The sequence below is a fragment of the Nitrobacter sp. TKz-YC01 genome, from assembly GCF_047824785.1.
Lineage (GTDB): Bacteria > Pseudomonadota > Alphaproteobacteria > Rhizobiales > Xanthobacteraceae > Nitrobacter.
In genome coordinates this window covers 1,505,710-1,525,198 of sequence record NZ_CP181167.1, presented here as the reverse complement: position 1 = coordinate 1,525,198, position 19,489 = coordinate 1,505,710, and the positions used below count along the sequence as shown (strand labels likewise).

23 protein-coding genes are annotated in these 19,489 nt (G+C 63.2%); 5 read left to right on the top strand and 18 right to left on the bottom strand.

Going from position 1 to position 19,489, the window contains the following annotated elements:
* Positions 1-111: 111 nt before the first annotated feature.
* Positions 112-1,365 (bottom strand): phage major capsid protein, encoded by a 1,254-nt coding sequence (locus ACMYR2_RS07200; RefSeq protein WP_416193922.1) that lies wholly within the window; start codon positions 1,363-1,365, stop codon positions 112-114.
* 129 nt (positions 1,366-1,494) lie between these two features.
* Here ACMYR2_RS07200 and ACMYR2_RS07195 point away from each other — a divergent pair, with 129 nt between their 5' ends.
* Positions 1,495-1,782 (top strand): hypothetical protein, encoded by a 288-nt coding sequence (locus tag ACMYR2_RS07195; protein ID WP_416193921.1) that lies wholly within the window; start codon positions 1,495-1,497, stop codon positions 1,780-1,782.
* Between the two features lie 93 nt (positions 1,783-1,875).
* Here ACMYR2_RS07195 and ACMYR2_RS07190 read toward each other — a convergent pair whose 3' ends face one another.
* The 8 genes from ACMYR2_RS07190 to ACMYR2_RS07155 all read right to left on the bottom strand — a co-directional run bounded on the left by ACMYR2_RS07190 (position 1,876) and on the right by ACMYR2_RS07155 (position 7,199).
* Entirely contained in the window at positions 1,876-2,106 is a 231-nt protein-coding gene (locus ACMYR2_RS07190; RefSeq protein WP_416193920.1) for a hypothetical protein, read from the bottom strand.
* An 8-nt stretch (positions 2,107-2,114) separates the two neighbouring features.
* Positions 2,115-2,366, bottom strand: coding sequence for a hypothetical protein (locus tag ACMYR2_RS07185; RefSeq protein ID WP_347265301.1), 252 nt, complete (start codon positions 2,364-2,366; stop codon positions 2,115-2,117).
* Positions 2,366-3,013, bottom strand: a complete 648-nt coding sequence (locus ACMYR2_RS07180) for an HK97 family phage prohead protease (protein WP_347265302.1) — start codon at positions 3,011-3,013, stop codon at positions 2,366-2,368. Before ACMYR2_RS07180 ends, ACMYR2_RS07185 begins: the two co-directional genes overlap by 1 nt.
* 101 nt (positions 3,014-3,114) lie before the next feature.
* Complete coding sequence (locus ACMYR2_RS07175) at positions 3,115-3,303, bottom strand: hypothetical protein (RefSeq protein WP_347265303.1); 189 nt, start codon at positions 3,301-3,303, stop codon at positions 3,115-3,117.
* A gap of 711 nt (positions 3,304-4,014) precedes the next feature.
* Positions 4,015-4,164, bottom strand: coding sequence for a hypothetical protein (locus ACMYR2_RS07170; RefSeq protein WP_347265383.1), 150 nt, complete (start codon positions 4,162-4,164; stop codon positions 4,015-4,017).
* A gap of 379 nt (positions 4,165-4,543) precedes the next feature.
* Positions 4,544-4,717 carry a Flp family type IVb pilin gene (locus ACMYR2_RS07165; RefSeq protein ID WP_347265384.1) on the bottom strand — a complete coding sequence of 58 codons (174 nt, stop codon included), beginning with the start codon at positions 4,715-4,717 and terminating at the stop codon, positions 4,544-4,546.
* A 272-nt stretch (positions 4,718-4,989) separates the two neighbouring features.
* Positions 4,990-6,537 (bottom strand): MDR family MFS transporter, encoded by a 1,548-nt coding sequence (locus ACMYR2_RS07160; protein WP_347265385.1) that lies wholly within the window; start codon positions 6,535-6,537, stop codon positions 4,990-4,992.
* A 146-nt stretch (positions 6,538-6,683) separates the two neighbouring features.
* Positions 6,684-7,199: a YcgN family cysteine cluster protein gene (locus ACMYR2_RS07155; RefSeq protein ID WP_347265386.1), complete on the bottom strand. Its 516-nt coding sequence runs from the start codon at positions 7,197-7,199 to the stop codon at positions 6,684-6,686.
* Between the two features lie 326 nt (positions 7,200-7,525).
* Between ACMYR2_RS07155 and ACMYR2_RS07150 the strand changes: the two genes are divergently transcribed.
* The 3 genes from ACMYR2_RS07150 to ACMYR2_RS07140 all read left to right on the top strand — a co-directional run bounded on the left by ACMYR2_RS07150 (position 7,526) and on the right by ACMYR2_RS07140 (position 11,051).
* Complete coding sequence (locus tag ACMYR2_RS07150; RefSeq protein ID WP_416193919.1) at positions 7,526-9,805, top strand: transglycosylase domain-containing protein; 2,280 nt, start codon at positions 7,526-7,528, stop codon at positions 9,803-9,805.
* Positions 9,806-9,897: 92 nt separating this feature from the next.
* Positions 9,898-10,476: a DUF1214 domain-containing protein gene (locus tag ACMYR2_RS07145; RefSeq protein ID WP_347265368.1), complete on the top strand. Its 579-nt coding sequence runs from the start codon at positions 9,898-9,900 to the stop codon at positions 10,474-10,476.
* Entirely contained in the window at positions 10,473-11,051 is a 579-nt protein-coding gene (locus tag ACMYR2_RS07140; RefSeq protein ID WP_347265367.1) for a DUF1254 domain-containing protein, read from the top strand. Before ACMYR2_RS07145 ends, ACMYR2_RS07140 begins: the two co-directional genes overlap by 4 nt.
* Before the next feature lie 45 nt (positions 11,052-11,096).
* Here the strand turns inward: ACMYR2_RS07140 and ACMYR2_RS07135 are convergent, their stop codons facing one another.
* The gene (locus ACMYR2_RS07135; RefSeq protein ID WP_347265366.1) at positions 11,097-11,873 is read right to left on the bottom strand and encodes a hypothetical protein; all 777 of its coding nucleotides are present in this window, start codon (positions 11,871-11,873) and stop codon (positions 11,097-11,099) included.
* A 19-nt stretch (positions 11,874-11,892) separates the two neighbouring features.
* On the bottom strand, positions 11,893-12,096 hold the full coding sequence (locus ACMYR2_RS07130) for a hypothetical protein (RefSeq protein ID WP_347265365.1): 204 nt from the start codon (positions 12,094-12,096) through the stop codon (positions 11,893-11,895).
* Between the two features lie 139 nt (positions 12,097-12,235).
* Between ACMYR2_RS07130 and ACMYR2_RS07125 the strand changes: the two genes are divergently transcribed.
* Positions 12,236-13,204 (top strand): DUF2336 domain-containing protein, encoded by a 969-nt coding sequence (locus ACMYR2_RS07125; protein WP_416193918.1) that lies wholly within the window; start codon positions 12,236-12,238, stop codon positions 13,202-13,204.
* Positions 13,205-13,303: 99 nt separating this feature from the next.
* Here the strand turns inward: ACMYR2_RS07125 and cckA are convergent, their stop codons facing one another.
* The 7 genes from cckA to flgB form a co-directional block, all read right to left on the bottom strand.
* Complete coding sequence (gene cckA / locus ACMYR2_RS07120; protein ID WP_416194073.1) at positions 13,304-15,859, bottom strand: cell cycle histidine kinase CckA; 2,556 nt, start codon at positions 15,857-15,859, stop codon at positions 13,304-13,306.
* Positions 15,860-16,012: 153 nt separating this feature from the next.
* Complete coding sequence (flhB, locus tag ACMYR2_RS07115; RefSeq protein ID WP_347265075.1) at positions 16,013-17,092, bottom strand: flagellar biosynthesis protein FlhB; 1,080 nt, start codon at positions 17,090-17,092, stop codon at positions 16,013-16,015.
* Between the two features lie 10 nt (positions 17,093-17,102).
* Positions 17,103-17,873, bottom strand: coding sequence for a flagellar biosynthetic protein FliR (gene fliR, locus ACMYR2_RS07110; RefSeq protein ID WP_347265076.1), 771 nt, complete (start codon positions 17,871-17,873; stop codon positions 17,103-17,105).
* 16 nt (positions 17,874-17,889) lie between these two features.
* Complete coding sequence (fliQ, locus tag ACMYR2_RS07105; RefSeq protein WP_011314428.1) at positions 17,890-18,153, bottom strand: flagellar biosynthesis protein FliQ; 264 nt, start codon at positions 18,151-18,153, stop codon at positions 17,890-17,892.
* A 105-nt stretch (positions 18,154-18,258) separates the two neighbouring features.
* A complete protein-coding gene (fliE, locus tag ACMYR2_RS07100) occupies positions 18,259-18,570 on the bottom strand; it encodes a flagellar hook-basal body complex protein FliE (RefSeq protein WP_011314427.1) in 312 nt (103 codons plus the stop codon).
* 14 nt (positions 18,571-18,584) lie between these two features.
* Positions 18,585-19,010, bottom strand: a complete 426-nt coding sequence (flgC, locus tag ACMYR2_RS07095; protein ID WP_347265077.1) for a flagellar basal body rod protein FlgC — start codon at positions 19,008-19,010, stop codon at positions 18,585-18,587.
* 29 nt (positions 19,011-19,039) lie between these two features.
* Entirely contained in the window at positions 19,040-19,447 is a 408-nt protein-coding gene (gene flgB, locus ACMYR2_RS07090; protein ID WP_347265079.1) for a flagellar basal body rod protein FlgB, read from the bottom strand.
* Positions 19,448-19,489 lie beyond the last annotated feature (42 nt).

The following is a 19,489-nucleotide window of genomic DNA, read 5'->3' as shown; positions in this document are numbered from 1 at the left end:
CTCACTTCAGCTGCGGATGAGCCCATCACTCCGCCCCTTCCTCTCCCCGTCAGAACGGGTAGAGGAAAGGAGAAGACGTCGCATGTGAACGGTGCTGTATCCGTTTCGGCCTCAGCTCGCCGCGAACTTCATCAGCTTGATGGCGTCGAAGTCCTGCACGCCGCCGCCGACCCGCTTGGTCGTGTAGAACAGCACGTAAGGCTTGGCCGAATACGGATCGCGCAGCACGCGCACGCCGGCGCGGTCCACGACGAGATAGCCGCGGCGGAAATCGCCGAACGCGATCGACAGCGAGTTCTCGGCAACGTCAGGCATGTCCTCGGCTTCGACCAGCGGGAAGGTCATCAGCGAGGCGCGACCGCCAGCCTGCGCGGGCGGCTGCCACAGATAGGCCCCGCCGGTGTCCTTGAACTTGCGGATCGCGGCTTGCGTCTTGCGGTTCATGATGAACGCGGCATTCTGGCGATAGCCGGCCTTCAGCGCATAGACCAGATCGACCAGCGCATCAGACGGGTTGCTCGACGCGAACGCGCCGGCCGCGCCGCTGGCGACGAAACCCAGCTTGCCCCACACCCAGGAGCCGTTGGCGACGGTTTCGGATTGCAGGAAGCCTTTCGGCTTGTTGGTGCCGTCGCCGTTGACGAAGGCCGCGCCTTCCTGCACCGCGAATGTCAGCTCGACCTCCTGCGCGATCCACTCGTCGATGTTGACGGCGGAATCATCGAGCAGCGTCGCGGTCGCCGCCGGCATGGCGTAAAGCTCCATCGCCGGAAAGCTCAGGGCATCCAGCGTCGGTGAGGTGGTCTGCGTTCGCGAGTCCGTCTCACCGACCCAGCCCGTGGCGGGGCCCGCGGTCATGAACGGTTTCTTGTAGACATTGCCCGAGATGGTGCGAACCGACGCCAGCGCGCGGATCGGCGAGATCGCCGCCAGCCGCTGCCCGATCTCGTGCTCGAGTTCGACAGGGACCAGATAGCCGCCGTCCGGATTGGAGCCGGCCGACATCGCCTTGGTCTCCAGCGCGCGCAAGGCGCCGGTCTCGCCGCCCCGCACATAAGCCTCGAAGGCGCCTTTATGCTCGCGGGAAACCGCATCGCTGAGAACTCCGGTACGACCCTCCAGCGCCGGGCGGGCGTGCTTGAGCGCCAGCTCGTCCATGCGCCTGTGCTGGGCATCGAGCGCGGCGTTGATGCGATCGACCTTCTCCTCCAGCAGCACGTCGCCACGTTTCTGCTCCAGCCGCGCCAGGCGTTCGTCGTTGGCCGCCTTGAACTCCTCGAAGGTGACGCGAAAGTCGTCATAGCCGCCGCGGACGGCGCCGCCGGATTTGTGCTCCGGCGCCATGTCGGTGATATCGAAGTCCATTCATTCTCTCCTTGGTGATAATAATTTCGTCCCCGTCCTGTCCGACGTTTGGACTTGCTTGAGCACAAGACTTGCGCGTGAGTGTGCGTTAGAATGGCGGCCTGCAACGGGAGCACGTCGAGGCGAACCATGCGATTTCTGATCTTTATCTGGATAACCCTGGCCGTCGCCGCGACCGCGAGCGCGTGGTTTGCGATGCGGCCCTCAAGGCGAGGCGTCGCCTGGATCGGGATCGCCGCCTGCGTCGTTTTGCTGGCGACGTTCGCGGCATCCTTTTTGATGACGAGCGTCCATGGCGATAAAACGCTGTTCTCGATAGCGGTCTATCTTCTGAACTGGACCATGGCCGCCGGCGGCGCAGCGATCTGCATCGGAGCCGTCGCAGGTCTCTCACTGGCGCTGATGTTCAAGCGGTGATCCGATACGACCGACGACGCGACCACGACAGGCCACCGTCTGATCAGGGTTGGCCGAGAATGCCGTATCGACACCAGCCAGGTGATCGCTTGTCTAGCGGCCCTTGCGCTTCTCTCGCAGCTCCTTGCAGAAATTCATCAGCTTGACGTACTGCTCCTTGGTCAGATCATACCATTCGATATGGCTGGAATCCTGCCGGCGCTGCGATTCCAGACCGTCGAGTTCTCCAAGGAACTTACGTACCAGCCAGTATTCGCGCTCGTCAGGCCACGATAGATATGCCTCAACGCCCTCGACGTAGACCTCGATTTTATACTTCGCCATGATCCGCTCTATTCATTCCGGGGAAATGCGGTCTCAGCCCTGTACCCTTTTTCACTCCTCCGGTCAGGCACGATCACGACCCGGACACCGTAGGTCTCCCTGATATAAGGCTGCGAGTGCTCGGTCGCCGCATAGACCTCGCGAGGATCGGTGCCGGGAGCGAGAAAGCGCGCGGCGTCCGGCCGGATCCACCTGTAGGCGTCGGGCCACAACCAGCGCGCGCGCTGAGCCGCTTCGAATACACTTTCATGACTTGCCATCAACGCGCTCCCGCCAACTGCGCGCGCGCCGTGCCTTGCAGCGCCGCGCGCCGTGCTTCCCTGCCGCAGAGCGACGCCACCACCGGGCGCGGGCGGAGCGACGGCGCCGGTTCATCCGCGGCTTGCCTCATGCTCCGCCATTCGCGCTCGGCCTGTGTCCGCACGCGCGAGCGCGGCGACAGGGACGTCGCCTGCTTCACGGCACGAACACGCGCTCCCGCCAGCAGCGGGAACGTGACGATCGAAATTTCCCACAGGTCGACCTGGTAGAGGTGACGCACGCGCGTGCGCGGGTCGATCCGGCCGCGCACGGTGCGGTAGCCGATCGACAACCCGTCCACCGCGCCGGCCTCGACCAGAGAGAACAACTCGCGCGCGCGCGTCACATCGGGAATGAGCTTTCCCCTCGCCCACAGGCCGCGGAAATCCTCGTGCAGTTCGAGCCAGACCCCGACCGGCTCGGCGGGATCGTGCTGGAACAGCATCGGGATCCTGCGCAGCCCCCGCGTCTTCAGCGTCTGCGTAAACGCACCCGGCATCATCATGTCGCGCGCCTGATCGATCTCGCCGAACAGGCTGGCATAACCTTCGACCGTGCCGTCGCCGGAGAACGACAGACGAGACACGGATGACAACGGAGCGTGCATGATCGGCCTCGCAGCGGGCAAGGGAGTGGGGTTTCTGAATTGAAGACGGCGCGTGGCGCGCCGCGCGCTCTTGCTAAGCGCCGGACGTTACCGGATGACCGTCATCCCTTGCGGCCGCGCTTCACCGGCTTGCGTCGCGTTTGCGACTTCGCGCGCGGCGCGCGGGCCGCGGGAGGATTGCGCTGTGCGCGATCGAGATGCGCGAGAAATTCGCGAAACACGTTGAGATGATCGCGCGAGGATTTCGTCTCGGCGCCGAACGAGCGGAGAACGCGGTGAAGGGTATCCATCAGTCCAGATCCTCTTTGGTGTTTTCGGCGCGGCGATGCCTTGGTCCCTGATGGCGTCAGCTTTGCGCGCGAGGCAGCGCGCCCCGCCGCCGGCTTGCGTGCCGGTTTGCCGGTTCGCGTCGCACACATGAATATCCAGAACCCCCTCAAGCGGAACCGATGCCGCCATAGCTTTCCTGTCCCGCCGCGGACTTCGTCCCCCGGGCCGGCAACTCTCGAACGAAAATTCTTGGAGTTTTTTCGTTTCTTATAGAATCCGGAAGCGGACTCTCAGATTTTGCTTTGACGCGTTTTCTTCACGCGAACCGGTGTCCATCCTCGGGTCAAGCCCGAGGACATGCTTCGCGCGAAAACGCTCTATGTCAGACAGTTCTTACGTTGAACTCACTAGAGCATTTTCCGGCGAAGTGGATACCGGTTCGCCGCAAGAAAATGCGTTAAAACAATAATCTAGAGCTTTGCTTCTGATTCAATCAGAAGCAAAGCTCTAGAGCGGCGGCCGGTCAAATGGAATCAGCGCCGCCGCTCCAGTTAATTGATCGAGCATCGGATTTATCCCGAAACCGGTTTCCACTTTTCGGGATCATGCTCTAGAGTCTGTTTCAACTGCGTTGAATCCGATTCAACCGTATTGAACCAGACTCGTCGCTATGTTTTTTGTTTGAGCATGATCTTGTCCGAAAACCGGTTTCCACTTTTCGGGATCATGCTCTAGTGGACGAATACGAGCCACACCACGCAGATGATCAGCGACGCCAGGCCGGTGCTGATCGTCAAGAGCAGAAGAGCGGAGGGCTCAAGTTCGCCCTGTCCGATCTCCATGGATGTCTTCGCAGTTTGACGGCGTTCTTCCGTCGTCATGCCGGTTCTCCTCTGCGATCCACGCGACTGGAGCTTTTACGCAACCTCGAATCTGAAACCGCGACTCCACTGTTCCGATCGGAACGTGCGTCCCTCTCGCGGCCGGTGTTCATCCTCGGGTCAAACCCCGAATACGCTTCTTGCGAACACACTCATATTTGAAGAGGGCAACGTCGGACCCCTTCTTCAGGTTCCGTGCAAAGATGCGCCGCCGATGGCTTGCCTTCTTAATCACCGGTCATGCGGAGAATGACCAGGCAAGCCGGGAAAGCATCGCCGTGATGTTCCGGCGCAACTGTGGAGCATGGCGTAAACCTACTGCGGCAGCGTCACGCTGTCAAGGTATTTTTTCCTAGGATTTTTTACCGCAAGACAGGCTCTATTTCAGCAAGCCGTTCAGGGTGTCGAAGCGATCCCTGAGCGAGCCGCCGATGCCGCTGACCGCGGCCACGATGACGATGCTGATGCCGGAAGCGATCAGCGCATATTCGATCGCCGTCGCACCTGACGTGTCCCGCAGAAATTCCGACGCAAACTTTGCAAGGCGGCGCAATGCCAACTCCGCTGTCTGGATCCCGCGACGTTCCCGCGTTCCTTTCTACAACTTAAAGGTGAAAGATTTCCCAGACCCTAAGCGACGCCGTGAACAAATGCTTAAGGCTGGTGCAGATTTGTTCCAAGAGCCGTTCCGCTTCCGATAGAATCAGAAGCGTGCTCTATGATTTTTGATTTGACGCGTTTTCTTCACGCGAACCGGTGCCCCACTTTGCGCTGGCGCGACCCTTCGGGTCGGGATCACGCTCTGGCGGCGAAACTCCGCGCGGATCAGGCCGAAGGGCCGGCGAGCGGCCGCTCTTCCATTCGCGCCAGGAGCAGCGCGGCGGCGGCCATCATCGCGGCTGTGGCGGCGAACACGTAACGGAACGCCCTCGTGAGATCGGACGCCGCGATCGCACTGATCTGGCCGCCACCCTCATGGCCGATCATGGCGTCGGTTCCCAGCGTCATCAGCAGGATGGCGGCAAACGCGGCGACGACGAACGAACAGGCGAGCGCGCGAAAAAAGTTCATCGCGCCGGTGACGGTTCCGACCTGCTCGCGCATCACCGCATTCTGCAGCGACACCACGCTGACCGGAAAGATGGTGCCGAGACCGAAGGCGAACAGCGAGAGCATCGCCAGCAGCGGCCATAGCGGCATCGTCACCGCAGCCATGATCGCGGCCATCACGGCCGCAAACGCGGTGCCGGCGATCGCGATCCGCTTGTAACGGAGGGTATGCGTCATGGCGCGGCCCGCCAGCATCGCCCCGCCGGTCGAAACCGCCGCGATCGGAATCAGCGCCAGTCCGGATTCACTCGCGCCGAGATGATGCACGACCTGATAATACACCGGCAGATGCACGGTGATCCCGATGATCGCACTGAGCGCGAGAGCGCTCGCGGCTATCGCATACGGTACCACCGAACCACCGATCAGCGACAGCGGCAGGAATGGTTCGGACGTCCTGCGCGCGTGCCGGACGAAGGCCGCGGCAAGCACCAGCGAGACTCCCAGCATGGCGACGATTTCCCGCGAGAGCCAGGCGAAACGGTTGCCGCCCCATGTCAGCACCAGCATGAACACCACAGCCGAGGTCATCAACAGCAGGCCGCCGGTCCAGTCCACTCTGCGGCGGCGGTGAAACACCGGGATGCTGCCCATCTTCGGCAATAGCAACGCCAGCGAGACGAACCCGAGCGGCACATTGATCCAGAAGATCATCGACCAGTGCAGGTGCTCGGCGAATACGCCGCCCAGCACCGGCCCGGCGATGCCGGCCGCGGTCCACACGCCGCTGAAATAAGCCTGATACTGGCCGCGCTCCCGCGGCGTCACCACATCGGAAATAATTGTCTGCACCACGGGCAGGATGCCGCCGCCGCCGATGCCCTGCACGCCGCGCGCCACGATCAGCGTCGCCATGTTCTGCGCCAGCGCGCAAAGGACCGAACCCGCGATGAACAGGCCGAGCGCGGTGACGATCATGGCGCGGCGACCGTAGATATCGCTCAGCGTGCCGAACAAGGGCGCGACCGCGGTCGATGCCAAAAGATACGCCGTGATGATCCACGTCAGCGTGGTGACTTCGTGAAACTGGCGGCCGATGGTCGGCAGCGCGGTTGCGACGATGGTCTGGTCAAGGGCGGCGAGAAACATGGTCAGCATCAGGCTGACCAGAATGGTGCGGATCTCGCTCCGGCCCGGCCGGGCGGACCCCACGACCGGCGGCGCATCGCCCTCGCCTTCAGCCAGACCGGAACGCACCGCGCCTTCGCCGGACGAAATCGGGGGACCGGACGGGCCCCGACCCAGGCGCTCATATGTATTCATGCGGACGAAATATGATCTGGCTCAAGGCGCGGAAGCTGCCGCGGTTCGCTGCTTTACTATCTATAATGTTGGCCGTCGCCTTCTGACAGCGATGGACAAATAAAAACGCCGCTGACGCATGATCGCAAATTTGTGATCGGAACCGGTCAACGCCCGGGCGGCTTGCGAAGCCGGGCGCGCTTCGGCAACAGAACCGGCCACTGCACGATGTGATCCTCGAGTTCGGAATCGGGAATCTCGTCCTCGGTGCCACGCACCCTTCCCCGAACCGAAACACCCGCCTCGTGGACGGTGTTGGGGTCACCGGAAATCAGCGGGTGCCACCAGTAAAGATCACGTCCCTCCGCGACCAGCCGGTAACCGCAGCTCGGCGGCAGCCAGTTCAGGGTGCGGACATTTTCAGGGGTCAGGCGCACGCAGTCCGGAACCTGTTCGGAACGCTTCGGATAATCCTTGCAGGCACAAAGCCCGGCATCCAGAAGCCGGCAGGAGACGTGCGTGAAATATATGTCGCCGGTATCCTCGTCCTCCAGCTTTTCCAAACAGCAGCGCCCGCAGCCATCGCACAGGCTTTCCCATTCGGAGGGCGACATGTCATCCAAGGACTTGGTCTTCCAGAAGAATCCCTGCTGTTCCGGGGGGTGCGCGGGTCGTTCGGTCATGGAGTGCGCCAATGGTTGTGCTTGAAGAAAGCCGATCTCCGTCTATGGGCTGCGCCGGCAGTTCGCGCAAGCTCACGCGCGCCCGGCGGGATCAGGCAGACCGAAAGCACGGTTGCGCCGGGCCGACGTCATGGCCGGCCATTGGTTTATCACCCGCGCTCGGATAGAAGAAAAACGGCTTTCCCGAGAAGGCTGGGATGCCGTTCCAGCGCGGTTTAGAGATGTCTTCCCGAGTGCCTTGGGTTTGCCGTAACGTTCTCGCATGAGGTGGCGGCGGCGCCCCGGATTGAAGGCGCCGCCATGCCGCAGATCGATCACAGGCCCCGGTGCGCAACATCCTGCCCCCCGATTGGAAGAACCGAATCCGGCATATCATGCTGGATCTCGACGCGCGTATCGATTCGACCCTGTTCTCCTCGGCGGTCGGAGCGCGCGAACTTTATGAGCGCTTCTCCACCTTCATGGACCGCTTTTATGTCGGCCATTGGAAACGCTGGATCTTCGTCGAGCCATTGTCGGAAGCCGCGACCCTGGGTCTCGGAGGTCTCATCCTCCTGCTGGCGCTGGCGCAACCGGCATTTCGCGAAACCGCGGACGAGGACTGGCTGAAGAAATCCGATCTCGCGGTGACCTTCCTCGATCGCTACGGCAATCCGATCGGCAGCCGCGGCATCAAACACAACGATTCGATTCCGCTGGAGGAATTTCCGGACAACCTGATCAAGGCGACGCTCGCGACCGAAGATCGCCGTTTCTATAATCATTTCGGCATTGACGTCGGCGGCACCTTCCGCGCCGTGGTCACCAACGCGCAAGCCGGCGGCGTGCGGCAGGGCGGCTCCTCGATCACCCAGCAGCTCGCCAAGAATCTCTTCCTCTCCAACGAGCGCACCATCGAGCGCAAGGTCAATGAAGCCTTCCTCGCTGTCTGGCTCGAAACCCGGCTGAGCAAGAACGAGATCCTGAAACTGTATCTCGACCGGGCCTACATGGGCGGCGGAACCTTCGGCGTCGACGGCGCGGCGCATTTCTATTTCAACAAGTCGGTGCGTGACGTCAATCTCGCCGAATCCGCCATGCTCGCCGGCCTGTTCAAGGCGCCGACCAAATACGCCCCGCACATCAACCTGCCCGCCGCCCGCGCCCGCGCCAACCAGGTGCTCGACAACATGGTCGATGCAGGATTCATGACGGAAGGCCAGGTGTTCGGCGCGCGGCGCAACCCCGCCACCGCGGTCGATCGCCGCGACGAGAACTCACCGAACTATTATCTCGACTGGGCATTCGAGGAGATGCGCAGGCTGGTCGAGACGTTTCCGCGCTCCTATACCGAGCGCGTGTTCGTCGTGCGCACCACGATCGACATGAACGTGCAGCACGCGGCGGAAGAAGCGATCGAGAACCAGTTGCGGCAGTTCGGCCGCGACTATCACGCCACGCAAGCGGCAACGGTTGTCGCGGATCTCGACGGCGGCGTGCGCGCAATGGTCGGCGGGCGTGATTATGGCGCGAGCCAGTTCAATCGCGCGACGGATGCCCTGCGCCAGCCCGGCTCATCATTCAAGCCGTATGTCTACACCACGGCGCTGCTCAACGGCTTCAAGCCGACATCCAAGATCGTCGACGGTCCTGTCTGCCTCGGCAACTGGTGCCCGCAGAATTATGGTCATTCCTACTCCGGCACGGTGACGCTGACCCAGGCGCTGACGCGCTCGATCAATGTCGTGCCGGTCAAGCTCTCGATCGCGCTCGGCAAGGGCGCGAAGAATCCCGCCAAGGCCGGCCGCGCCAAGATCGTCGAGGTCGCCCGCAAGTTCGGCATCGTCACGCCGCTGCCCGATACGCCCTCGCTGCCGATCGGGGCCGACGAGGTGAATGTGCTCGAACATGCCGTCGCCTATGCGACGTTCCCGAACAAGGGCAAGGCGGTGACGCCCCACGCGGTTCTCGAGGTCCGCACCGGCGCAGGCGATCTGGTGTGGCGCTACGACCGCGACGGTCCCGAACCGCGCCAGATCATTCCGTCTTCAGTCGCCGCTGACATGGCGGGCATGATGAGTCATGTGGTGAGCGAAGGCACCGCGCGCCGCGCGATTCTTGACGGCATTCCCGCGGCGGGCAAGACCGGCACCACCAACGCTTATCGTGACGCGTGGTTCGTCGGCTACACCGGCAATTTTGCATGCGGGGTCTGGTACGGCAATGACGACTATTCGCCGACCAACCGCCTGACCGGAGGCGCGCTGCCCGCCCAGACCTGGCACGACATCATGACGGCCGCGCATCGCGGCATCGAAATCAAGGACATCCCCGGTGTTGTCACGCCAGCGAAAACAGCCGCCGGCGTGACCACCAAGACCGCCGCCAGCCAGGACAACGCAACCCCGGCGCCGCCGCCTATCCTGACCAGGCGCGGAGCCGATATCCTGGTCCGCGTGGAAAAGATGCTTGATGAAGCAGCCAGGACAATCGGAAAAACATCGGCTGGAGGACCGGTCAATCCGGCTCGCTCCGACGCCCTCGATCCCACCTCCCCCAGCGGCGACACCAGGAACGTTGCGACCGCGTCCAGCGGCCGGGCGATCCCGAAGCCAGGCAAAAATTAGAGTCCTCACCGCTTCATGGAAACCGTGAAAGACTCCGTCCTTTTATTTGATCTACAAGAGATCGTCAGATTTCAACACCGGAGCGCCGACCCGTGCGGCTGATTATCATCACCTTGCTGGGTCTCGGTCTCGCCACCGCGGTCGGCCTTGGGGCCACCTGGATCACCGCGACGCGCGGCACCGATCTCGGCACATTGACCATCGGCGCATGGACGGCAAGGCCCAGGATCGGATCCGCCGAGATCGATCCCTATTCGCGCGCCGCAATCGCGCGAAGCGGAGAACTACCGATCGGAGCCGGAGACGGCATAGCATTTCTCGCCAAGGCCGATGACGCGCAGCGGCCGCTCGATGGCCGGTGCGAGGTCATTATCGCGGGGATCACACCAGCGGCACGCTTCTGGACGCTGACGCTCCACGACCGCAAGGGCTATCTGGTTGCGAACTCGCTGCAACGCCATGGCTTCACCAGCCAGGAGATCGTGCGGAACTCCGATGGCTCATTCGCTGTGCATGTGGCGGCGCGCGCGCGTGCCGGCAACTGGCTGCCGACCGGCGGCATCGAGCGCTATGTGCTGATGCTACGCCTTTATGATACTCCCGTCGGGGTGGGCACGCGAACCCGGCGCGACGCACCCATGCCCTCGGTCACGACAGAGAAGTGCTCATGATCCGACTGCTGTTCGCGATCGCCGGGGGCATTCTGCTTGGCGGGATCGTGCATCTCGTCAGCGTGTTGGCGCTGCCGCGGATCGCCTCCCAGGACGCCTACTCCCGGCTGACGGAGATCGCCACGCTGAACGCCGTAACACCGTTACCGCCGGCGGAACCCGCGAACGTGCTCATGCCATACATGGACCCCGCATTCGCCGTGGCGATCTGCCGCTACGACCTGTCGGACGGATCGATCAAGCTCACGGTGCCCGTGAGCGAGGCGTATACGTCGGTATCGTTCTATACCCAAAGCAACGTCGCCTATTACGCCATCAACGACCGCTCGGCCGGACGCAAGGTGATCGAACTCAACCTGATGACCGAGGCGCAGCACGCGGAACTGCCGGAAGAAGAGGACGTAACCGCCGCGGACCGTCTCATCATCGATTCTCCCTCGACGACAGGGTTGATCGTTCTCAAGGCGCTGGCGCCTGAGCCGGGCATGATGGAGCAGGCGAGATCCTCTCTCGCCGCCGCAAAATGCCGGCTGCAAACCGAGCCGCCCGTGGTGAAGCCGGAAACGAAACGATAGGGTCTGGTTCAACCGCGTTGAATCCGACTCCATGGCGTTTTCGAGCTACCCGCGTGTGCGCAAGGCGCGGCCGACCACGGGGGCGGAAGCCACGGGCGGATTGGCGGTCAACGTCGCGAGGTGTCCGATCAGGCGGTCTGCGTCAGCCGCCACGCCGTCTGGCGCATGAATCACCAGATGCTCGAGCGCCCAGCGATAGGATGCGATCCGCTGCTCTAGACACTGCTGCACCCATTGCACGATCAGAGCGTTTTCCTCCATGCGGGCGACGGCGTCGGCACGCTCGCGCGGCGACAGATCCGACACCAACCTCAAGCTGGCGTTACGCTTGCTGTCGAGATCGAAAACCTGCCGGGCGGTGTTGAAGAACGGATCGAAACGGGTGAGGTCATCGCGGACGTCATCGATCAATTGCGCATAGCGCGAGGCGTGAGAGCGGTGCGGCTCGTCGAGAAGCAGCCGGCCGTAAGCGGAGCGATCGAACGCAGGCCTTTGCCGCCATGGCGCAGCCAGCGGGTCGTAATTGCCGAACACACTCTTCCAGGCCGGGCGCGAATGCGGCGGCTCGACCAGCGGATAGGCGAGATCGCGCAACTGCCGCTCGTTGTCGGTCAATTGAAACCGCGACGGACGGCCGCCGATGCTGCCGGTCGCTTCCGCGCCCATCCAGCGGTGCATATCGTCATTGCGAGCGTCCTGACGAACGCGGCCAAAGTCGCCGCCACTGCAAGCGGCGAGCCCAGCACCCAGCAGAATCACGGAAAGAAGCGAAGCGAGACGCGATCGTCCCAGACCTGGCGTCGCGAGAGGCGTCTTCTGCATCGGGTTAAGTCCGGAAAAATCAGGAGCGGGCGCGTCGGCGGCGTCGCCGCCGGACAGCCGTCCCTTGCTCGGGATCACTGCCGCCACGGGTTTCGTCGGTCATGCGGTCGATGCGAATCACCGGCAGGATCACCACCGTTCCCATCACCTGATCCAGGGAGCGATTGACCGCTGATCCCCGCCGCGACGCTCCATCCGCCGGAAACGCAATAACGGTGCCCATGCCAGTCTCTCCTCGGTCCCAGCGCTCGTCGCGGTTGAAGAGGCGACGCGGCGGGATTTAGAACCTCGCATGGTTAACGGCCTGTTAAAGCGGTCGCGCTAGGTTGAGACGAACAGTTTCCCCGTAAGCGTAAGCCGACATGACCACACCTCCGATGTTTCCCGGCTTCGACGGGTTGTTGACATTGTCCCGCCGGGACGGCGTTGACATCCGCCCTACGCTGCTGCGGGTCCTGACCGACCTTTACGTGCAGACCAGTACGCACACCGTCGAGGAGGAGCAGCACTTCGTCGAGCTGACCTCGCGCCTGATCGATCATGTCGACGACGCAACCCGCGCCGTCGTGCGGGCCCGATTGTCGATCTATCCGCGAACGCCAGCGGCAATCATGAACAAGCTGCGGCTCGGCGCGTTCGCCGCTGATCCGCTGACGGACAGCCCGCCGCCACAAGCCGCGCCGCTCAAGGTTCCTCCCGCGGAGACGAAAGATCGTCCGGTCGCGATGCTATCGATGGAACCGCGTGACGCCGCCGAAATCAGCGATATGTTCTTCAGCGCAAACTCAAAGGATCGCGCATCGATCCTGCACAACCTGTCCACGGCGCCGCTGCGGCCATCGCCGCACATTCATCCATCCCGTGCCGCGCGCGCGATCGAGGTCCTGCACATGGCCGCCTTCGCGTCCGACATCGGAAACTTCGCGACCGAACTCAGCGCAGCCTTGATGCTTCCCGCCGCGATCGCCGAACGCGTGGTGAAGGATCCGGGCGGTGAGCCGCTGGCGTGCGCCGCCAAGGCCATCGGTATCCCCTCACGAATTTTCCAGCAGATCCTGCTGTTTCTCGATCCGGCCATCGGCACCTCCATCACCGAGGTCTATCGGCTGGCGCGTCTCTACGATGTGCTCAGTGAACGCTCAGCCCGAATCATGCTGGCGGCCTGGCGCGGAGCCACGATGACGGAAGCGCGGGCGAAGTATCGTCCCGCCCTTTATCACGAAGAACGCCATCGCGCCCGCGCCGTCCCGGCGAACACGCGCCCCGACGGCGTGCAGTCCGGAAGGGCACCGCTTCGGCGCGTAACCGGCGGCGATGGTTCGGGCGGGTAGAGATCAGCATCTTACGTTAACCAGCAGCGCCGTCCCTCGGAGTTCGTCATGCCCGGCCTTGTGCCGGCCCTGACGAGTGGAAACGCCGCCGCCTAAGAATTACGTCGCCGTCATCGTCTCCTTGACCTTGGCAACCAACGCACTGAGCGCGAAAGGCTTCGCCAGGAAAGCGAACTGCTCGTTTTCCGGCAGGCTTTTGTCGAACGCCTCTTCGGCGTAACCCGACACAAAAATGATCCTGAGATTGGGATTGCGCACCCGCATTTTCCGCAACAGCGTAGGCCCGTCCATTTCGGGCATAACGACATCGGAGACCACCAGATCGACGGCGCCGTCCTTCTCGTCGAGCGCTTCCAGCGCTTCGATGCCGTTGGATGCCTCGACCACGCTGTAGCCGCGCGAACGCAGGCCACGCGCATTGAGCGAGCGCAGCCCTTCCTCGTCTTCCACCAGCAGAATAGTTCCCTGCCCGGTCAGATCGGTGCTCGCCGCTTTGGCCGCGGAAGGCGGCTCCTTCGCCGCGCCGATAACGCCGGGCGACGCCGGCGACGCCTCGGCCTGGGGATGGTGGCGCGGCAGGAAGATTCGGAACGTCGTGCCCTCGCCCGTTCTGGAGTCGACGTAGATGAAACCGCCGGTCTGCTTCACGATGCCGTAGACCGTGGACAGGCCGAGCCCGGTGCCCTTGCCCACCTCCTTGGTGGAAAAGAACGGTTCGAAAATCTTGTCGACGATGTCGGGCGGAATGCCGGTGCCGGTGTCGCTGATCTCGACGAGCACATAGTCGGCGGCCGGCAAGCCCTTGTGGCCGAACGTCGCGACCTCCGCGGCCGCGACGTTGGCGGTGCGGATCGCGAGCTTGCCGCCGTCCGGCATGGCGTCGCGCGCGTTGACCACGAGATTGACGATCACCTGCTCGAACTGCGAGACGTCGGCCTTGACCGGCCACAGATCTCGCCCGTGAACGACGCCCGGGAAAGTGACCTTCTCGCCGATCAAACGTTTCAGCAACATGCCGATGTCGCTCAGGGTGTCGCCAAGATCGAGCACCTTCGGCTGCAAGGTCTGCCGCCGCGAGAACGCCAGCAACTGCCGCACCAGGGCGGCGGCGCGGTTGGCGTTCTGCTTGATCTGCATGATGTCCTGGAAAGACGGATCGGTCGGCTTGTGCGCGTTCAGCAGGAAGTCGTTCGCCATCATGATGGCGGACAGCACATTGTTGAAATCGTGTGCGATGCCACCGGCGAGCTGGCCGACCGACTCCATCTTCTGGGATTGATTGATCTGGCTCTCAAGCGTGCGCCGCTCGGTCGTCTCGAGCATGTAGACGATCGCGGCTTCCGCATCGTGATCGTCCTCCACCGCGGTGACAAAAAACTGCCCCCATCGCTCGCGCGCGCCGTCAAGCATCACCTCGACCGGCGGAATATCCCCCTGCCCTTCCGCCGCGGCGTGAATGGCCACGCTCAGCTGGCCACGATCGCGCTCGTTGACAGCGGCTAGAATCGACTTGGCGGCCGCGCCGCCCGGACTAAGACTTTGCGCGAGTTTCGCAAACCTTGCATTGGCGCGGCCGACGGCGCCGGATTTGTCGACCGTCGCGATCGCCATCGGCGTGTGGTCGAAGAAGCGCATGAAGCGCACTTCCGCCGCCCGCTGCGGATCGACGCGCTCGTCGCGGGCGCGGCTGACCACCAGCGTCCGAGACGGGCCCGGCGCGCCGTCGGCGCCGAAGGCCAGCTTGTGATACAGGCGCGCCGGCATGGTCTTGCCGTTGCGCATCCGCAGATCGATATCGAAGACCTCGGTGCGGACTTCGCCGGGCGCGGCGACGATCGACGTCAGCAAAGCCGCGCCGTCCCCCGAAACGATGTCGGTCAGCTTCAGGCCACCCGAGCCGATCTCCGCCAGATCGTGATCCAGCCAATTGGCAAGCGTGGCATTGACGTAGACGAGATCGCCTGGCTGGTTGACGGAGAAGAATCCACACGGCGCATGATCGAGATATTCGATCGCATGGCGCAGTTCCTGAAATACATCTTCCTGTCGCTCGCGATCGCGGGTGATGTCGGCGATCGACCATACGGCATATCTGGCGTACCGCTTCGCCTGTGCGAGCGGACGAACCCGCAATCGCAGCCAGCGACCGTTGGTGCCGTCGGCGGCGGCGACGCGCACCTCTTCCTGCTGGCGCTTGCCCTCGCGCGCCGCCTTCAAAAGTCGGAACACCGCTTCTGAAACATCGGGGTTGCCGATGAACACGCGCTCCACCGGCCGCACGTCCTGCATCGACGCAGCACCCGTCAGGGTGAGATAAGCGGAGTTGGCATAAACGATGTGCCCGCCGGAATCGGTGACGGCGATACCGTCGAAGGCGTGGTCCGCTATCGGACGCATCAGCGGATCATCGACCGTGCGGTCGGCGAAGCGGACGATCCCGGCCGCGAACGCGAACAGCGTGAACAGGCCGACCATCGCCAGCAAGGCCAACAGCGCCAGAATATAAGGCTGGGCTTCGGTGCGCCCCAGCGCCATGAACGCCACCGCGGCCGTGACGATCGCCCCCGCGACCAGCAGAACCAGGAGGATACTGCCGCTCCGCCGCGCCGGCTCCTGTCCGACCTGCGGTGAATCGATGTCGGGATCTGGCGTCATGGAATTCGGCGGAGCCTGTCGCGGCGGGCGCGGAATGCGCTTGCGCCGGGTTCTGAGTGCCTGAATCGGGGTCCGCAGCGCAAGCGCCTCATTGGGTTCATTTCCCGCCATTTTCGCTGCCCCGATGCTGTTCCCATTGCCCGCTGGCCGGCCTCAGACCCGCCGTCCCGAAAGACCGCGCTTCAAGCCCATGATATAACCGATGATTTCGGCCACGGCGTGATAGTGCTCGACCGGGATCTCGTCGTCGATTTCGACAGCGGCATACAGCGCGCGGGCCAGCGGCACGTTCTCGACGACCGGAATGTCATGCTCGCGGGCGATTTCCCTGATCTTGAGCGCGATGTTGTCCACGCCCTTCGCCACGCAGACCGGCGCCGACATGCCGCGCTCGTACGACAAGGCGACCGAGTAGTGCGTCGGATTGGTGATGATCACCGAGGCCTGCGGAACAGCGGCCATCATGCGCTTCTTCATGCGGACATGGCGCAACTGCCTGATGCGGGCCTTGATATGCGGATCGCCCTCCGACTGCTTGAACTCTTCCTTCATCTCTCGCAGCGACATCTTCTGGCGCTCGAACCATTGCCGGTACTGAAACAGGTAGTCCGCGATCGCGACCAGCGCGAGCATCACGATCACGGCGCCGAGCAGTTGCAGCGTCAGGCTCTTCGTGATTCCGAGAAGGGCGTTCGGATCGAGCCGCACCATCGCGTCGAGCCGCGAGCGTTCCGGCCAAAGCACCGCCGTCATGACCGCGCCGAGCGCCAGCACCTTGAACAGTCCCTTGGCGAAGTTCGCGGCGGCCTGTTTGCCGAAAATTCGCTTGGCGCCGGACAGCATGGAAATCTTGCTGAGCTTCGGCTTGAGCGTTTCGCCCGACCAGACGAAACGGTGCTGAATGACATTGCCCGCAACGGCGGCCATCATCAGCAGAAGCAGCGGCACGCCGAGGGCGGCGGCAAGGCGATATCCGATCTGCTCGGCCAGCGCCAGAAGGCCGGGTCCGTCGGTTCGGATCTGCCAAGAGTTCGCGATCAGGTTGCGCAACGGCAGCTCGAATCCGTTCCCGATCGAGCCTGAAAACGTGGACAGCACCAGCGTCGCGCCCGCGATCACGAACCAGGTGTTGACCTCCTGGCTCTTGGCGACATCGCCGCGCTCGAGCGCATCGTCGAGACGTTTTTGCGTCGGGTCTTCTGTCTTCTCGGTATCGTCGCTCTCGTCGGCCATCGCGGGGTTCTCAGTTCGGCGACGTCAAATCTTGCATCACGCCGATCAGATAATCCATGTAGGTTCCCATCATGGACGCCAGCACGGCGGCGAAAATCATGAAGCCTATGAAAATCGAGAGCGGCACGCCGACGAAATAGACCTGCATCTGCGGCATCAGCCGGGCGAGCACGCCAAGCCCGATATTGAAGACCAGTCCGAAAACCAGAAACGGAGCCGACAGTTGCAGGCCGATCTTGAAAGCGCCGGCAAACGCGCGCGTCGCCAGCGCCGCCACGTCGCCGCTCGGCATCAGTTCGCCCGGCGAGAATATCTTGTAACTGTCATTCAGCGCGGCGATGACCAGATAGTGCGTGTCGGTTGCGAACAACAGCGCGATCCCGAGCAGGGTCAGGAAGTTGCCCATCAACGCGCCTTGCTGACCCTGCGTCGGATCCACCGACGTGACGAATCCAAGCCCGAGCTGCTGTGCGATGACCGAGCCCGCCACATGCAGGGCCGCGAGCGTGACGCGCGCCGTAGCGCCCAGCACCACGCCGATGATGATCTCATGCACCAACAGGACCGCCAGCGGCGCGACCGACTGCATGTCAACGTGATAGGCGGCGCGATGCAGCGGCAGGATGATGAAAGTCAGAAGCAGGGCGATGGCGAGTTTCACCCGCACCGGAATGTAGCCCTCGCCGAACCCGGGCAACAGCATCACCATCGCGCCGATGCGGGCAAAGACCAGCATGAAGGCAGCGCCAAGCGCGGGAAGAAGCGAGATATCGATGTGCATCTCGCGCCACCGTGCATCAACCGCCGATGATTCGCGATGAAATCCGCAGCATTTCGGCGTGCAGAGCATCGGCCATGAACGGCAGCGCCAGAACCAGCGTCACGAAGATCGCCAGTATCTTCGGTACGAACACCAGCGTCTGCTCCTGAATCTGCGTCAGTGCCTGCACCAGCGAAATCGCGACGCCGACGATCAGGCCAACGCCCAGCAATGGGCCGGAAACCAGAACGATGGTCCAGATCGCGTCGCGCGCGACATCCAGTGTTTCAGCGCCGGTCATGACACACCTCTTTTCAGCCAGGCAAGGAATGACACCACATCCGCGAGGCGATGCAGGCCCCTTCTCCCCGCCCGCAGGGAGAGATGAAGGAAGGAAGCGCATCAATCAGATCGGCATCCGCATGATGTCTTCATAGGATTGAATGACGCGGTCGCGCACCGAGACCAGCGTCGACACCGCGACGTCGGTGTCGGCGACCGCCGTCACGACGTCCATCAGGTTGGCCTTGCCGGACGCCATCGCCACGGTCTGCGCGTCGGACGCCCGTCCCGCTTCCACGACGCCGCCGAGCACATCCTTCAGCACCGCACCGAACGAGGGACCATCGCCTCCCGGCGCCTTGCCGGCGACGGCGCCGGAATCCATCATCCTCGCGAGGCTCGCATAGGCGTTTGCTGCGACTGTTGGCGATGCCATGGCAGGTTCTCCGATCAGGACTTGAGGATATCGAGTGTGCGCTGGATCATCCGGCGTGTTGCGCTGATGATGTTGAGATTCGCTTCGTAGGACCGCTGCGCGTCGCGCATGTCAGTCATCTCCACCAGCGGATTGACGTTCGGATACTTGACGTTGCCGCTGGTGTCCGCGGCCGGATTACCGGGCTCGTGCTTGACGCGGAACGTCGACATGTCGGGCCTCACCCGGCCGAGCGTCACCACTTTCGCATCGAGCGCACGATCGAGGGCGGAAGAAAAGGTCGGCACCTTGCGACGGTACGGATCGCCGCCCGGCGCTTGCGCGGTTGAGTTGGCGTTGGCGATGTTTTCCGAGATCACCCGCATCCTTCCCGCCTGCGCTCGCAGGCCGGAAGTCGCGATGCCCATCGATCTCATGAAGTCGGCGCTGTTGTCTGCCATGATGCGATATCCTCCCGTTCAGCCCTGCGTCACGCCTTGCCGGCAGCCATCTTCAGAAGCCGCAGGCTGCGGCTGTAAAGCGAGGCCGCGGCGGAATAGTCCATCTGGTTGGCCGACACCTGGAGCATCTGATCCTCAAGGCTGACGGCGTTGCCGGCCGGACGGGTCTGAAAGCCGCCATTGCCATTCTGTCCGAAATGCGCGGACGCCCCGACACCGGCTATGCTCTGGCCTGACGTGGTGCGGGTCATCGCCAGCGTCACGCCGCTCGAGGCATTGCCGCCTTGCGCGTCGAATGCCGGTTCCACGAGATCGTGCGGCCTGAAGTTCGGCGTATCGGAGTTGGCGATGTTTTCGGCCAGAACACGCTGGCGCTCCTGATGCCACTGCATCCGGGTGCGCAGCGCCGCCAGGGCGGAAATATCGTTGAGGGGCACGGGCGTCCTTGCTCCGGCCTCGGGACGGTGCGCCGCCGAGGT

Coding starts and splice junctions, on each gene's coding strand:
- fliQ (WP_011314428.1), bottom strand. CDS start 18,153: ATGACCGGCGCTGAAACACTGGATGTCGCGCGCGACGCGATCTGGACC.
- ACMYR2_RS07190 (WP_416193920.1), bottom strand. CDS start 2,106: ATGGCGAAGTATAAAATCGAGGTCTACGTCGAGGGCGTTGAGGCATAT.
- ACMYR2_RS07135 (WP_347265366.1), bottom strand. CDS start 11,873: ATGCAGAAGACGCCTCTCGCGACGCCAGGTCTGGGACGATCGCGTCTC.
- ACMYR2_RS07125 (WP_416193918.1), top strand. CDS start 12,236: ATGACCACACCTCCGATGTTTCCCGGCTTCGACGGGTTGTTGACATTG.
- ACMYR2_RS07130 (WP_347265365.1), bottom strand. CDS start 12,096: ATGGGCACCGTTATTGCGTTTCCGGCGGATGGAGCGTCGCGGCGGGGA.
- ACMYR2_RS07175 (WP_347265303.1), bottom strand. CDS start 3,303: ATGGATACCCTTCACCGCGTTCTCCGCTCGTTCGGCGCCGAGACGAAA.
- ACMYR2_RS07140 (WP_347265367.1), top strand. CDS start 10,473: ATGATCCGACTGCTGTTCGCGATCGCCGGGGGCATTCTGCTTGGCGGG.
- flgC (WP_347265077.1), bottom strand. CDS start 19,010: ATGGCAGACAACAGCGCCGACTTCATGAGATCGATGGGCATCGCGACT.
- ACMYR2_RS07195 (WP_416193921.1), top strand. CDS start 1,495: ATGCGATTTCTGATCTTTATCTGGATAACCCTGGCCGTCGCCGCGACC.
- fliE (WP_011314427.1), bottom strand. CDS start 18,570: ATGGCATCGCCAACAGTCGCAGCAAACGCCTATGCGAGCCTCGCGAGG.
- ACMYR2_RS07180 (WP_347265302.1), bottom strand. CDS start 3,013: ATGCACGCTCCGTTGTCATCCGTGTCTCGTCTGTCGTTCTCCGGCGAC.
- ACMYR2_RS07155 (WP_347265386.1), bottom strand. CDS start 7,199: ATGACCGAACGACCCGCGCACCCCCCGGAACAGCAGGGATTCTTCTGG.
- flhB (WP_347265075.1), bottom strand. CDS start 17,092: ATGGCCGACGAGAGCGACGATACCGAGAAGACAGAAGACCCGACGCAA.
- ACMYR2_RS07200 (WP_416193922.1), bottom strand. CDS start 1,365: ATGGACTTCGATATCACCGACATGGCGCCGGAGCACAAATCCGGCGGC.
- ACMYR2_RS07185 (WP_347265301.1), bottom strand. CDS start 2,366: ATGGCAAGTCATGAAAGTGTATTCGAAGCGGCTCAGCGCGCGCGCTGG.
- ACMYR2_RS07170 (WP_347265383.1), bottom strand. CDS start 4,164: ATGACGACGGAAGAACGCCGTCAAACTGCGAAGACATCCATGGAGATC.
- fliR (WP_347265076.1), bottom strand. CDS start 17,873: ATGCACATCGATATCTCGCTTCTTCCCGCGCTTGGCGCTGCCTTCATG.
- ACMYR2_RS07160 (WP_347265385.1), bottom strand. CDS start 6,537: ATGAATACATATGAGCGCCTGGGTCGGGGCCCGTCCGGTCCCCCGATT.
- cckA (WP_416194073.1), bottom strand. CDS start 15,859: ATGACGCCAGATCCCGACATCGATTCACCGCAGGTCGGACAGGAGCCG.